This window comes from Luteimonas sp. 8-5, assembly GCF_029763755.1.
GTDB lineage: Bacteria > Pseudomonadota > Gammaproteobacteria > Xanthomonadales > Xanthomonadaceae > Cognatiluteimonas.
Map to the genome: position 1 here is coordinate 1 of NZ_JARUVM010000045.1, position 12,818 is coordinate 12,818.

Here is a 12,818-nt window from a genome sequence, read left to right on the forward strand (position 1 = left end):
GACGGCTGGGGCCGGCTGCGGTGCCTCCGGCTCCGGAACCGCTGGGGGCGGCAGCGCTTCGGTCACGACCTCCGGCTCGGGTACGGGCACCGTTGCGGGCGCGGCCGGCTCGGGCCGGGGAATGGTGTTGGCCGGAGCCACCGCCGGCGCCTGCACCGACTGCACCGGCGCGGCCAGCGTTTCGGGCGCATCCAGCAGCGCGGAGTATTCGCGGACCAGGCGGCCTTCGCCCCAATCCACTTCCAGCAGGAAGGTCAGCAGCGGTCCGGGCGGCGGGGTGGCGCTGGTGACGCGGATGACCGGACGCCCCTGGCCATCGAGGGCGACGGTGAAGCGCAACGCGGCCAGGGTCGCGTCCGGCGGCTGCAGCCCGATCCGGCGGAAGGTCTCGGGAGAGGCCAGGCGCACGCGCAGGTCGTCGAGTTCGGCCGGATTGGCGGCCACGATGGGGATTTCGGCAAGGAACGGTTCGCCGGGCGCGGACTTGACCACGATCTGGCCGAGACCGAGCGCCAGCGCCAGCCCCGGGATCGCCAGCAGGACCACCAGCAGCGCGCCGAGCAACGCCTGTCCGATCAACGTCCGGCCAATCAACGTCTGTCTACGCAAACCCATCCCCGGGCCCCCTCCTGCCTTGGACTCTAACCCAACCCCGATCATGCCGCTTCCGCGGCGATCAGTTCTGCGATCTGTACCGCATTAAGCGCAGCGCCCTTGCGGATGTTGTCGGCGACGATCCACAGGTTGAGCCCGCGCGGATGCGACAGGTCCTCGCGGATGCGGCCGACATAGACCGGATCCCTGCCCGATGCGTGGGTGACCGGCGTCGGGTAACCCCCCGCCCTGGGCTCGTCCACCAGTTCGATCCCCGGCGCAGTGCGCAGCAGTTCGCGCGCGTCGGCGGCGCCGAGCTTGTCGCGGGTCTCGATCGCCACCGCTTCGGAGTGCCCGTAGAACACCGGCACCCGGACCACGGTCGCGTTCACGCCGATGGTGTCGTCGCCGAGGATCTTGCGCGTTTCCCACACCCGCTTCATTTCCTCGCTGGTGTAGCCGTTGTCGAGGAAGTCGCCACCGTGCGGGATCACGTTGAACGCGATCTGTACCGGATAGACCTCGGGCTCGGCGGACTGGAAGTTGAGCAGCCCGGCCGTCTGGCGGCCCAGCTCCTCCAGCGCGCGGCGGCCGGTGCCGGACACCGACTGGTAGGTCGCCACGTTGATGCGCTCGATGCCCACGGCGCGATGGATCGGACCCAGCGCGACCAGCATCTGCATGGTCGAGCAGTTCGGATTGGCGATGATGCCGCGCGGCCGGTTGCGCAGCGCCTGCGGATTGACCTCGGCGACCACCAGCGGCACGTCGTCGTCGCGGCGGAAGGCCGAGGAATTATCGATCACCACCGCACCGGCGGCGGCGAACTTCGGCGCGTACTGCTTCGACACGTCGCCGCCGGCGGAGAACAGGGCGATGTCGACGCCGGCAGGGTCGAACGTCGCCAGGTCGCGCACCAGCACTTCGTCGTCGCCGAACGCGACCTCGCCACCGGCCGAGCGCTCGCTGGCCAGGGCAACCAGCTCCGAAACCGGGAACTTGCGCTCGGCCAGCACCGACAACATCGTTTCGCCGACCGCGCCGGTGGCGCCGACCACCGCTACCTTGAACTGCTTCATCTCAGGGAATCCTCGGGAATACTTCGCCGACGTCGCCGCATTGCGCGCGATGGCGCAGCGCCTGGTCCATCAGCACCAGCGCCAGCATCGCCTCGCAGATGGGCACGGCGCGGATGCCGACGCAGGGATCGTGGCGGCCGGTGGTCACGATCTCGACCTCGTTGCCCGCGGTATCCAGCCCGCGCGCGGGCAGGCGCAGGCTCGACGTCGGCTTGAACGCCGCCGACACCAGCACCTGCTGGCCGCTGGAAATGCCGCCGAGGATGCCCCCGGCATGGTTGGACAGGAAGCCTGCGGTACTGGCCTGGTCGCGATGCATGCTGCCGTGCTGGGCGACGCTGGCGAAACCGTCGCCGATCTCCACGCCCTTGACCGCGTTGATCGACATCATCGCCGCCGCGATCTCGGCGTCGAGCTTGCCGTACACCGGTTCGCCCCAGCCCGGCGGCACGCCGGTGGCGATCACGCTGACACGCGCGCCGACCGAATCGCCCGACTTGCGCAGCGCATCCATGAACGACTCGAGCTCCGGCACCTGCGCGGCGTCGGGCCAGAAGAACGGATTGGATTCGACCGCGGCCCAGTCGCATTCGCGCGGCAGGACGTTGCCGATCTGCGCGAGGTAACCGCGCACCTGCACGCCGTGGCGATCGCCCAGCCATTTCTTCGCGATTACCGCCGCAGCGACCCTCATCGTGGTTTCGCGCGCCGAGGCGCGGCCGCCGCCGCGCGGATCGCGGATGCCGTACTTCTGCCAGTAGGTGTAGTCGGCGTGTCCCGGGCGGAACTGCGAGGCGATCGCGTCGTAGTCCTTGCTGCGCGCGTCGGTGTTGCGGACCAGCAGCGCGATCGGCGTGCCGGTGGTGCGGCCTTCGTACACGCCCGAAACGATCTCGACCTCGTCGGCCTCGCGGCGCGCGGAGGTGTGGCGGGTCTTGCCGGTGGCGCGGCGGGCCAGGTCGGCGACGAAATCCCCAGGCGCCAGCTCGATGCCCGGCGGGCAGCCGTCGACCACGCAGCCGATCGCCGGTCCGTGCGATTCGCCGAACGTGGTGACCCGGAACAGTTGCCCGAACGTGTTCAAGGTCAGAACAGGCTCGCGGCAGCCGGCGCGGCATCGCGCTCGCGCGCGTCCGCCAGTTCGCGGATGCGCTGGTTGTGCTTCACCAGGTCGTGGCGTTCGGCCACGAAGATGCCCATCTGACCGACCTTGAACTCGACCCAGGCCAACGGCAGTTCCGGCAGCAGCCTGACCAGCGCCTGTTCGGCCTCGCCGACTTCGCAGACCAGCAAGCCGTCTTCGGTCAGGTGCAGCGGCGCGTCGCGCAGGATGCGCAGGGCCAGGTCCAGTCCGTCGTCGCCGGCGCGCAGGCCGAGCTCCGGTTCGTGCGAGTACTCGCGCGGCAGCGCGTCGGTCTCGTCGTTGGTCACGTACGGCGGGTTGGTGACGATCAGGTCGTAGTGTTCGCCCGACAGCGCCGCGAACAGGTCGGACTTCAGCAGGCGCAGGTTGTCGACATGCAGGCGCTCCTGGTTCTCGCGGGCCAGGGCCAGGGCGTCGTCGGACAGGTCGATGCCGTCCACGTGCCAGTCTGGGTTGTAGTGGGCCATCGCGATCGCGATGCAGCCGGACCCGGTGCACAGGTCGAGCGCGCGGCGTACCTCGCGGCCGCCCAGCCACGGCTCGAAGCCGGCCTCGATCAGCTCGGCGATCGGCGAACGCGGCACCAGGGCGCGCGGATCGGACTTGAACGACAGGCCGGCGAACCAGGCTTCCCCGGTCAGGTAGGCCGCGGGCACGCGCTCCTCGATGCGGCGCAGGAACAGCGCCAGGACCTCTTCCTTCTCGGCCAGGGTCACCCGCGCCTGGCCGTAGGCCGGGCCGATGTCGTGCGGCAGGTGCAGCGCGTGCAGGGTGAGCTGGGTCGCCTCGTCCAGGGCGTTGTCGTAGCTGTGGCCGAACGTGAGCCCGGCCGCGTTGAATCGACTGGCGCCGTAGCGGATCAGGTCGACGATCGTGTGGAGCTCATCGGTCATGGCGGGGCCGCTGGTGGCTGGGGGCGCAGGACCGCGAATTATAACGGTGGCGCGGCTATCATGGCCGAAGTTCAAGTATCGGCTGAAGAAGGCTCCTGCATGTTCAACCGTACCACCCTCCTCGTCCTGGTCGCCGCGCTGGCCGCCGGTCTCGGCCTGTGGGCCGCCCAAGCCTGGTTCGGCGGAGGCCTGGGCAACCAGGCCGGTCCGCCGGCGCCCGCGCTGCAGGCGGTGAAGCTGTTCGAGCAACCCCGCGAGCTGCCCGCCTTCAGCCTGCAGCAGTCGGACGGCACGCCGCTGGTGCCCGGCGAGCTGCAAGGCCACTGGACCCTGGTGTTCCTCGGCTTCACCCACTGCCCCGACGTCTGCCCGACCACGCTGGCGCAACTGGCCCAGGCGCAGAAGCAGTGGGCCGCGCTGCCGGAGGCGACCCGGCCACGGGTGCTGTTCGTGTCCGTCGACCCGGAGCGCGACAGCCCCGACCGCATCGGCGAATACGCCCATGCCTTCCACAAGGACACGCTGGCCGCCACCGCCGACATCCCCGCGCTGGAAACGTTCGCGCGTTCGCTCTCGCTGGTGTTCATGAAGGTGCCCGCGCCCGAAGGCGTGCCAGCAAACCAGTACAGCGTCGACCACTCGGCCGCGATGGCCGTGCTCGACCCGCAGGCGCGCATGGCCGGCGTGATCCAGCAGACCCACCAGGGCGCACTGGATCCGCAGGCGATCGCCGCCGACCTGCTGGCCCTGGCAAACAGCAACCGATAACACCCCTGCCGTGGACGCCCTCACCGCCCTCACCCACGTCCTCCCGCACCAGTCCCTGTCCTGGCTGGCGCGGCAACTGGCCTACTCGAAGCACCCGCGCACGCGCGCCTGGCTGATCGACACGGTGGTGCGCCGCTTCGGCGTCGACCTCGAGGAAGCGCTGGAATCCGACCCCCGCGCCTACGAAAGTTTCAATGCCTTTTTCACCCGCGCGCTCACGCCGGGCGTGCGCACGCCGGATCCCGATCCGCGCGCGCTGCTGATGCCCGCCGATGGCCGCATCAGCCAGTGCGGCCCGATCGAGGCCGGACGCATCTTCCAGGCCAAGGGGCAGTCGTTCACTGCCGCCGAACTGCTCGGCGAAGGCAGTGGCCCCACGCCGTTCGACGACGGCCTGTTCGCCACCGTCTACCTGTCGCCGAAGGACTATCACCGCGTGCACATGCCCTGCAGCGGGCGCCTGCTGGAGACCGTGCACGTGCCCGGGCGCCTGTTCTCGGTCGGCCCGGCTGCGGTCAGCCACGTGCCGCGACTGTTCGCGCGCAATGAACGCCTTGCCTGCCACTTCGAGACCGACTTCGGCCCGATGGCGATGGTGATGGTCGGCGCGTTGCTGGTGTCGGGCGTGGAAACCGTGTGGAGCGGCATCGAGATCCCGCGCTACGGCCGCCGCGTCACCCGCAAGGACTACCGCAACCAGCACATCGAGTTGGCCCGTTTCGCCGAGATGGCGCGCTTCAACTACGGTTCCACGGTCATCGTCCTGCTCCCGCCCGGCGTCGCCACCCTGGAACCCGGCCTCGGCGCCGAATCCCCCGTCAAGCTCGGCCAGCGCCTCGCCACCCTCACCCCGTAGCAGCGCGCCTCGCGCGCGAGGCGCGCTCCTACAGCTTGCAGGTGTCGAGCTTGATGCCCTGGCCAATACGGATCGCGTAGGACGGCGCCTTGAGCTTGTTGCTGCGCGCCAGGTCGCGCGTCGAGCACCGGTATTTGCGCGCGATGGAGCTGAGCGTGTCGCCACGCGCAACACGGTGCATGCTCGGGCGTTCCCGGGAGGTGGCGACGGCGCGCGGCACCGGCGCACCCTTGTCGTTGACCACCGCCAGCGCCGCATCGCTGCGCATCAGCACCTGTGCCAGCTCGGCGCGCGGACCCTCCACGCAATAACGGTCGTACAGTTTCGCCATGCGCTTGCTCGCATTGAGCGACAGGCCCGCCGGCAGCGCGGTGTCGGCCATGTAGCGCGGATTGAGGTTGCGCAGCGTGCGCAGGTAACCGTCGCGGGTGTCGCGGTTGCCCAGGCAGATCGCCAGTTCGTAGATCGAAGTCGGTTTGCGCAGTTGCAGCGCGGCCGGCTGCGCGTCCACGTCGGGGAAGGTCAGTCCGTAATCCTCCGGGTGCAGGAACAGCCAGGCGGCGGCGATCACCATCGGCACGTAGTCGCGGGTCTCCGGCGGGAACTCGCGATAGACCTCGGCATTCCAGAAGCCGCGGCCGCCGTTGCGCTCGTACACGCGCCGCGCCCTGCCCTCGCCGCCGTTGTAGGCGGCCAGGGCGAGCTCGATGTTGTCGTTGAGCTCGCGCATGCGTTCGTTGAGATAGGCCGCGCTGGCTTCGGCCGAGGCGTTGGGGTCGTAGCGGGTGTCGAAACCGGTGGCGTCCATGCCCAGGCCGAAGCGCTTGCCGGTGGCGAACATGAACTGCATCGGCCCGGCGGCGCCGGCGCGCGAGGTGGCGTGCACCTTGCCGTTGGACTCCTTGGCCATGATCCCGAACAGCAGGGCTTCGGGCAGCGCCGCGCGCTCGTAGTGCGGCCACATTTCCGCGCGCAGGTACTGGTAGTTCTCGTAGCTGTCGAGCAGCTGCCCGCGCATGTCGGTCAGCCAGCGCCGGATCCCGGCCTGCACCGCCGGGTTGTACTGCACCATCTCGTCGAAGCGGTGCGTGTGGCTGTCGAGCAGGCTGGCCGCGCGCCCGGCTTCGGGCACGGCGGCGGCCAGGCCCGCATGGCCTGCATCGGCGCCCAGGGCGTCGACGTCCTCCTCGGGACCTTCGGCCTCCTCGTCGGCGGCGACCTTGAGCAGGCGCTTGTAGGTGGCCAGCAGGTTGGAGACTTCGCAACCGCGCTGCTGCACGCAGGCGGCCACGGCGTCCTCCATGTCCTCGAGCGCGGCATCGGCTTCCGCCCGCCCTTCCGGATCGGCGTTGCCGACCTTGACCAGCGCTTCGCCATAGCGTGCTTCGGCAGCGGCCATGCGTTGGGCGATCGCGGCCGCGGCGGCCTTGTCGCGGCGTGAAACGGCCTGTGAGGCGGGCGCCGCGGCCAGCGCGGCGACGAGGAGCACGAGAGGGGCGGCGATGCGGAAATCCATGCAGGCAGGTTAGCCGCTTCCACGGCTAGAATCGATGGCATGGATCCCATTCTCGTCGGCAAGTCGATCACCACGCCCGCCTCCGGCCAGGTCCACCTGCTGCCGCAGTACGGCAATCGCCACGGGCTGGTCGCCGGGGCCACCGGCACCGGCAAGACCGTGACGCTGATGACACTGGCCGAAGGTTTCTCGCGCATCGGCGTACCGGTGTTCATGGCCGACGTGAAGGGCGACGTCGCCGGGCTTGCCGTCGCCGGCACGGCCAGCGACAAGCTGCGCGAGCGCGCCGCGGCCATCGGCATCGACGGCTATACGGCCGAAGCCAGCCCGGTGGTTTTCTGGGACCTGTACGGCAAGCTCGGCCATCCGGTGCGGGCAACCGTCAGCGAGATCGGCCCGACCCTGCTCGGGCGCATGTTGCAGCTCAACGACACCCAGTCCGGCGTGCTCGACATCGCCTTCCGCATCGCCGACGACCGCGGCCTGCTGCTGGTCGACCTGGACGACCTGCGCGCCCTGCTCGGGCTGGTGGCGGAAGAGCGCAAGGCGATCTCCGCCAGTTACGGCCTGGTGAGCACCCAGTCGATCGGCGCGATCCAGCGCGCATTGCTGCGGCTGGAAGGCGAAGGCGCGAAGGCGTTCTTCGGCGAACCCGCGCTGGAGCTGCCGGACCTGATGCGGACCACGCCAGACGGGCGCGGCGTGATCGGCATCCTCGCCGCCGACCAGCTCGTCCTCAAGCCGCGGCTGTATTCCAGTTTCCTGCTGTGGCTGCTGTCGGAGCTGTTCGAGAACCTGCCCGAGGTCGGCGACCTGGACAAGCCGAAACTGGTGTTCGTGTTCGACGAGGCGCACCTGCTGTTCGACGATGCGCCGCCGGCCTTGCGCCAGCGCATCGAGCAGGTGGTGCGCATCATCCGTTCCAAGGGCGTGGGCGTGTACTTCTGCTCGCAGTTCCCCGACGACGTGCCCGACGAGATCCTCGGGCAGATGGGCAACCGTTTCCAGCATGCGCTGCGCGCGTTCACGCCGCGCGACCGCAAGGCGGTGAAGACCGCCGCCGAGACCTTCGTGGCGAATCCGGCGCTGGACGTGGCCGAAACCATCGGCAAGCTCGGTGTCGGCGAGGCGCTGGTGTCGACGCTGCAGGCCAGGGGCATCCCGATGCCGGTCGAACACACCCTGGTCGCGCCGCCGCGCTGCCGCATGGGCGCGATCACCGAAGCCGAGCGCATGCAGGTGCGCGCGGGCAGCCCGGTGGGGGCCAAATACGACAAGGCGGTCAATCGCGAATCCGCGGCCGAGATGCTGGCGAAGAAGGCAGAAGCTGCAGCTGCGGGTGCCGGCAGCCCCGCGGCGAAGCCCACCGGCAACGATGGCGACGGCGATGGCATCGGCGCCAGGATCAGCGAATGGATGTGGGGCACCAAGCGCCGCCAGGGCGCGGTGGAGACCATGGCCAAACAGGCCGCGCGCACGGTGGGCAGCCAGATCGGCCGCCGTATCCTGCGCGGGGTGCTCGGCAGCTTTACTGGAGGAAGCAAATGAACCGATCGAATGGAATTGCCCTGCTCGTCCCCGTCGTCGCGCTGTTCGTAGCCGCCTGCAATGCCGAATCGCCGCAGCCGCAACCCGCGCCGGCAGCCACCGAAGCCGCGGCGGCCGATGTTCCACCGGCAGCCACCGAAGTGGAGACCACGATGGCCGAGCCCGGCGTGCAGCCGGACGCGGCCGCGAACGACATGCGCGCCCTGGCCGGCACCTGGGCCGGCCTGCTGCCCTGCGCCGACTGTCCGGGCATCGATGAGACCCTGGTGCTCTCCGCGGACGGCAGCTTCGTGCTCACCGACACCTACCGCGAGCGCGCCGGCACCAGCAACGTCGTCCAGGGGACCTGGTCGATGGAAGCTCACGGCCGGCGCATCCGCCTGGATCCGGGCAACAAGGAAGACATCGACCGGTTCTTCGCCGTCGACGCCGATGCTCTGGTTCCGCTGGATACCGAGGGCAAGCCGATCGACAGTCCCTTCGACATGCGCCTTGTGCGCGAACGGTAGACGGCTTGGGGCGTTGGCGACCACCGGCCGCGCAGTCCACCGCGCTGGTCACGCCGCAGGGTCACGCCCGGCTCAAGGCCGAGCTGGATGAACTGTGGCGGGTGCGCCGGCCCGAGGTGGTCAAGGCGCTGGCCGCCGCGGCCGCCGAAGGCGACCGCTCCGAGAATGCCGAATACACCTACCGCAAGAAACAGCTCGGCGAGATCGATCGCCGAGTGCGCTACCTCGGCAAGCGGCTGGAGGCATTGCGCGTCGTCGACACCCTGCCATCGGACCCGCAGGCGGTGTTCTTCGGCGCGACGGTGGAAGTGGAGCGCCTGGACGACGGCGGCCTCGACGACGGCACCCTGGCGACATACCGCATCGTCGGCCCGGACGAGACCGACGCGCGCCAGGGCCACATCAGCATCGACTCGCCGCTGGCGCGCGCGATGCTGAAGAAGCGCGTCGACGACGAATTCGAAGCCGAACTGCCGGGCGGCCTCGCCCGCTTCGCGATCGTATCGGTCGACTACCGGCCGTAAAGTCAGATCCCGGCGTACCAGTCGTAGTTGCGGTCTTCCCAGAAGCCGCCACGTCCGCCGGCGATGGCGGCGTAGCTGTCGACGACCTCGATGGTGTGCACGTACTTGGCGTGCTTGTAGCCGAGCTTGCGCTCGATCCGCATCCGCACCGGCGCGCCATTGGCCACCGGCAGCGGCGCGTCGTTGAGCCGGTGCGCGGCGATGGTCTGGGGATGGTAGGCGTCCTGGAGGTCGATGCTCTCGTAGTAACGCGAACCGTTGGCCGCGATGTCGTCCAGGCAATGGAACACGACGTAACGCGCGCCCGGGAGGGGCCGCGCCAGATCCAGCAGGTGCGACAGCGGCACGCCCTGCCACTTGCCGATCACGCTCCAGCCTTCCACGCAGTCGTGGCGCGTGACCTGGGTGCGCTGCGGCAACGCATGCAGGGCATCGAGGCTGAACTCCAGCGGCTCCTGCACCAGGCCGCGCACGCGCAGCCGGTAATCGGCAAAGCCGCCGGCCTTCAACGCCAGGTACTCCGGTGTCTGCGGGTTGATCGAGCCGTTGGGCTTGAACACCGGCGAGATCATGGATTCGGGGAATTCCTCGGCCAGGCGGTCGCCACTGAGCAGGCGCTGCGCACGCATGGTCAGGGGCTCGGCGCGTTCCAGCAGGCCGACGAAGCCCTTGCTGCGCGACAGCGCATCGCAGCCGGCGAGCATGCCGGCGCCGGCGACGGCCATGGCGCCGCGCAACAGGCGGCGCCGCGACGGGACCATCGGTTCACTGGCCATCGACTTCATCCTCCTGCGCGCGTTCCCCGCGCGGCCAGCGCGCGCGGAAGCGGCCGGTGATCATCGAGCGCAGTTCGTTCACCGGCCCGGCGTACACCACCATCACCAGGTGCACCGCCACGAACAGCACGAACAACGCCATCGCCACGAAGTGCAGCGTGCGCGCCGACTGCCGACCACCGACCAGGTCCAGCCACCAGCCCAGCACGGTGTCCATCTGCGGCGACATCGCCAGTCCGGTCATGATCGCCAGCGGCGCCAGCACGAACACCACGCCCAGGTAAGCCAGCTTCTGCAGCGGGTTGTAATGCAGCGCCTCCCCGCCCACCGGATGGCGGAAGCGCAGGTGGTCGGCGATGGCCCGCGGAATCGCGCGCCAGTCGCGCCGGCGCATCGCCATGTCGTCGCGCAGGTGGCGGCTGGCCAGCGACCAGGCCAGGTAGCACGCGCCATTGATCACCCACAGCCAGGCGAAGAAGAAGTGCCAGCGCCGACCCATGGCGAGCGACTGGTAGCCGGGAATGGTCGCCCAGCCGGGGAAGTCACCCGGGGCGTACAACGGCCGCGCGAAATTCGATACCTCGCCCCAGTACAACGCCGGATGCGCGTTGAACACCTGCAGGCCACTGCCGACCAGGGCCAGCATGCAGGCGAAGTTGATCCAGTGCATCCAGCGCAATGGCCAGCGGTGGCGCAACACCGTGCGCCATTCGTATGCCGGGATGGGCCGGACCGGGTCCATGTCCCGATCCTACCCCAATTGATTTTGCCCGGTGGGCGGCTACTGCACCGCGACTTCGCCGTACAGATCGTGCTCGTCGCTGCCCAGGATCTCCACGTCGACGAACTGCCCCGGCACCAGGCCGGCGTCGCGCCCGTCCTGCACCTGCACCACGCCGTCGATCTCCGGCGCATCGGCGCTGGAGCGGGCGATCGCGAGTTCGCCGTCGATGGCGTCGACGATGCAGCGTTGCACGCTGCCGACCTTGGCCTCCAGGCGCGCGGCGCTGATCGCCGCCTGCCGGGCCATGAACCGCGCCAGGCGCTCCTGCTTCACTTCTTCCGGCACCGGATCGGGCAGCGCATTGGCCGCCGCGCCTTGCACCGGCGAATAGGCGAACGCGCCCACGCGATCGAGCTGCGCCTCGTCGAGGAAGTCCAGGAGGTCCTCGAACTCTTCCTCGGTCTCGCCCGGAAAACCGACGATGAAGGTGGAACGAATGGTCAGGTCCGGTTGCATCGCGCGCCAGCGCTGCACGCGCTCGAGCGTCTTCTCCACGGCACCTGGCCGCTTCATCAGCTTCAGGATGCGCGGGCTGGCGTGCTGGAACGGAATGTCCAGGTACGGCAGCAGGCCGCCCTGCCCCATCAGCGGCACGATGTCGTCGACGTGCGGATACGGGTAGACGTAGTGCAGGCGCACCCACGCGTCCAATTGCGACAGACCCTCGCACAGCGCCTTCATCCGGGTCTGGTAATGCGTTCCGCGCCATTCTCGCGGCGCGTACTTCAGGTCGACGCCGTAGGCGCTGGTGTCCTGCGACACCACCAGCAGTTCGCGCACGCCGCCCTTGACCAGGCGTTCGGCCTCGCGCAGCACGTCGTCGACCGGGCGCGACACCAGGTCGCCGCGCATCGACGGGATGATGCAGAAGCTGCAGCGGTGGTTGCAGCCTTCGGAGATCTTCAGGTACGCGTAATGCTTCGGCGTCAGCTTCAGCCCGTAGTCGGGCAGCAGGTCGACGAAGGGATCGTGCTTCGGCGGCACCGCCGCGTGCACCGCGTCCATCACGCTGGCGTAATCCTGCGGGCCGCTGATCGAAAGCACGCCCGGATGCGCCTGGCGGATCACCTCTTCGCGCTTGCCCAGGCAGCCGGTGACGATGACCTTGCCGTTCTCGGCCATCGCCTCGCCGATGGCGTCGAGCGATTCGGCCACCGCGGAGTCGATGAAGCCGCAGGTGTTGACCACCACCACGTCGGCCGCGTCGTAGCTGGGCACCAGGTCGTAACCTTCGACCCGCAGCTGGGTCAGGATCCGCTCCGAGTCCACCAGGGCCTTGGGGCAGCCGAGGCTGACGAAGCCGACCTTGGGATTGCGTGCCTGTGAAGGGCTGGCGTGTGAAGGGCTGGCGGGCATGGGATCACGGGGATCGAGGCGACCGCGGATTATACGGGGCTAGAATCGATGCATCGGGATCGCTTTCACACCTTCAACCCCAGCACCGCCAACACCAGGAGCATCCAATGGGCCGCGACATCGCCTTCGACACGCCCGCCGGCAGCATCGGCGCCTGGCGCGCGGATCCGGTGTCGGCACCGCGTGGCGGCATCGTCGTGGTCCAGGAAATCTTCGGCGTGAACCCGCACGTGCGCAGCGTGGCAAACCGCTACGCCGGGGCGGGCTACGTGGCCCTGGCGCCGGCCTTCTTCGATCCGGTCGAGCGCGGCGTGGAGCTGGACTACGACGCCGCGGGCATGGCCAGGGGCCGCGAGCTGGTCGCCGCGCTGGGCATGGAGCGCGCGGTCCAGGTGCTGGCCGCCGCGGCCGACCTGCTGCGCGCCGAAGGCCTGAAGGTGGGCGTGGTCGGGTTCTGCTGGGGCGGCACCG

Annotated in this window: 13 protein-coding genes and 1 pseudogene; 6 read left to right on the forward strand and 8 right to left on the reverse strand. The window is 69.5% G+C overall.

All coding sequences use genetic code 11. The features are described 5' to 3' along the window. From QAA18_RS06500 to prmB, 4 genes and pseudogenes are all read right to left on the reverse strand, one after another. Positions 1-615 (reverse strand): annotated as a pseudogene (locus QAA18_RS06500) (hypothetical protein); the annotation flags it as partial. Positions 616-656: 41 nt separating this feature from the next. Next, positions 657-1,673 (reverse strand): aspartate-semialdehyde dehydrogenase, encoded by a 1,017-nt coding sequence (locus QAA18_RS06505; protein ID WP_279412024.1) that lies wholly within the window; start codon positions 1,671-1,673, stop codon positions 657-659. A gap of 1 nt (position 1,674) precedes the next feature. Further along, positions 1,675-2,763: a chorismate synthase gene (aroC, locus tag QAA18_RS06510; RefSeq protein WP_279412041.1), complete on the reverse strand. Its 1,089-nt coding sequence runs from the start codon at positions 2,761-2,763 to the stop codon at positions 1,675-1,677. Continuing rightward, entirely contained in the window at positions 2,760-3,710 is a 951-nt protein-coding gene (gene prmB / locus QAA18_RS06515; RefSeq protein ID WP_279412025.1) for a 50S ribosomal protein L3 N(5)-glutamine methyltransferase, read from the reverse strand. Before prmB ends, aroC begins: the two co-directional genes overlap by 4 nt. Positions 3,711-3,809: 99 nt before the next feature. Between prmB and QAA18_RS06520 the strand changes: the two genes are divergently transcribed. Both QAA18_RS06520 and asd read left to right on the forward strand, forming a co-directional pair. Then, positions 3,810-4,478, forward strand: a complete 669-nt coding sequence (locus QAA18_RS06520; RefSeq protein WP_279412027.1) for an SCO family protein — start codon at positions 3,810-3,812, stop codon at positions 4,476-4,478. Between the two features lie 10 nt (positions 4,479-4,488). Continuing rightward, a complete protein-coding gene (asd, locus tag QAA18_RS06525) occupies positions 4,489-5,334 on the forward strand; it encodes an archaetidylserine decarboxylase (protein ID WP_279412029.1) in 846 nt (281 codons plus the stop codon). A 28-nt stretch (positions 5,335-5,362) separates the two neighbouring features. Here asd and QAA18_RS06530 read toward each other — a convergent pair whose 3' ends face one another. Next, a complete protein-coding gene (locus tag QAA18_RS06530; protein WP_279412031.1) occupies positions 5,363-6,850 on the reverse strand; it encodes a transglycosylase SLT domain-containing protein in 1,488 nt (495 codons plus the stop codon). A gap of 39 nt (positions 6,851-6,889) precedes the next feature. On the opposite strand from QAA18_RS06530, the gene QAA18_RS06535 reads away from it, so the two are divergent. Genes QAA18_RS06535 through greB form a run of 3 tightly spaced genes read left to right on the forward strand, consistent with a single transcriptional unit; the run spans position 6,890 to position 9,431 of the window. After that, positions 6,890-8,398, forward strand: coding sequence for a helicase HerA-like domain-containing protein (locus tag QAA18_RS06535; RefSeq protein ID WP_279412032.1), 1,509 nt, complete (start codon positions 6,890-6,892; stop codon positions 8,396-8,398). Then, entirely contained in the window at positions 8,395-8,907 is a 513-nt protein-coding gene (locus tag QAA18_RS06540) for a copper resistance protein NlpE (RefSeq protein ID WP_279412033.1), read from the forward strand. The genes QAA18_RS06535 and QAA18_RS06540 overlap by 4 nt, the downstream gene beginning before the upstream one ends. Before the next feature lie 5 nt (positions 8,908-8,912). Beyond that, a complete protein-coding gene (gene greB, locus QAA18_RS06545; protein ID WP_279412035.1) occupies positions 8,913-9,431 on the forward strand; it encodes a transcription elongation factor GreB in 519 nt (172 codons plus the stop codon). A gap of 2 nt (positions 9,432-9,433) precedes the next feature. On the opposite strand, the gene QAA18_RS06550 is transcribed toward greB, so the two are convergent. The 3 genes from QAA18_RS06550 to rimO are packed head-to-tail and all read right to left on the reverse strand — an operon-like array spanning position 9,434 to position 12,347. Further along, positions 9,434-10,207 (reverse strand): molybdopterin-dependent oxidoreductase, encoded by a 774-nt coding sequence (locus QAA18_RS06550; protein WP_279412036.1) that lies wholly within the window; start codon positions 10,205-10,207, stop codon positions 9,434-9,436. After that, entirely contained in the window at positions 10,197-10,949 is a 753-nt protein-coding gene (locus tag QAA18_RS06555; protein ID WP_279412037.1) for a cytochrome b/b6 domain-containing protein, read from the reverse strand. Before QAA18_RS06555 ends, QAA18_RS06550 begins: the two co-directional genes overlap by 11 nt. Before the next feature lie 39 nt (positions 10,950-10,988). After that, positions 10,989-12,347, reverse strand: coding sequence for a 30S ribosomal protein S12 methylthiotransferase RimO (gene rimO / locus QAA18_RS06560; protein ID WP_279412038.1), 1,359 nt, complete (start codon positions 12,345-12,347; stop codon positions 10,989-10,991). Positions 12,348-12,454: 107 nt separating this feature from the next. Between rimO and QAA18_RS06565 the strand changes: the two genes are divergently transcribed. Further along, on the forward strand, positions 12,455-12,818 hold a 364-nt coding region (locus QAA18_RS06565), incomplete at its 3' end, for a dienelactone hydrolase family protein (protein WP_279412039.1).

What these genes read in the sequence shown, in the direction of transcription:
- QAA18_RS06505 (WP_279412024.1), bottom strand. Translation starts at nt 1,673, where the DNA reads ATGAAGCAGTTCAAGGTAGCGGTGGTCGGCGCCACCGGCGCGGTCGGC.
- prmB (WP_279412025.1), bottom strand. Translation starts at nt 3,710, where the DNA reads ATGACCGATGAGCTCCACACGATCGTCGACCTGATCCGCTACGGCGCC.
- QAA18_RS06520 (WP_279412027.1), top strand. Translation starts at nt 3,810, where the DNA reads ATGTTCAACCGTACCACCCTCCTCGTCCTGGTCGCCGCGCTGGCCGCC.
- QAA18_RS06530 (WP_279412031.1), bottom strand. Translation starts at nt 6,850, where the DNA reads ATGGATTTCCGCATCGCCGCCCCTCTCGTGCTCCTCGTCGCCGCGCTG.
- QAA18_RS06535 (WP_279412032.1), top strand. Translation starts at nt 6,890, where the DNA reads ATGGATCCCATTCTCGTCGGCAAGTCGATCACCACGCCCGCCTCCGGC.
- QAA18_RS06540 (WP_279412033.1), top strand. Translation starts at nt 8,395, where the DNA reads ATGAACCGATCGAATGGAATTGCCCTGCTCGTCCCCGTCGTCGCGCTG.
- QAA18_RS06550 (WP_279412036.1), bottom strand. Translation starts at nt 10,207, where the DNA reads ATGGCCAGTGAACCGATGGTCCCGTCGCGGCGCCGCCTGTTGCGCGGC.
- QAA18_RS06555 (WP_279412037.1), bottom strand. Translation starts at nt 10,949, where the DNA reads ATGGACCCGGTCCGGCCCATCCCGGCATACGAATGGCGCACGGTGTTG.
- rimO (WP_279412038.1), bottom strand. Translation starts at nt 12,347, where the DNA reads ATGCCCGCCAGCCCTTCACACGCCAGCCCTTCACAGGCACGCAATCCC.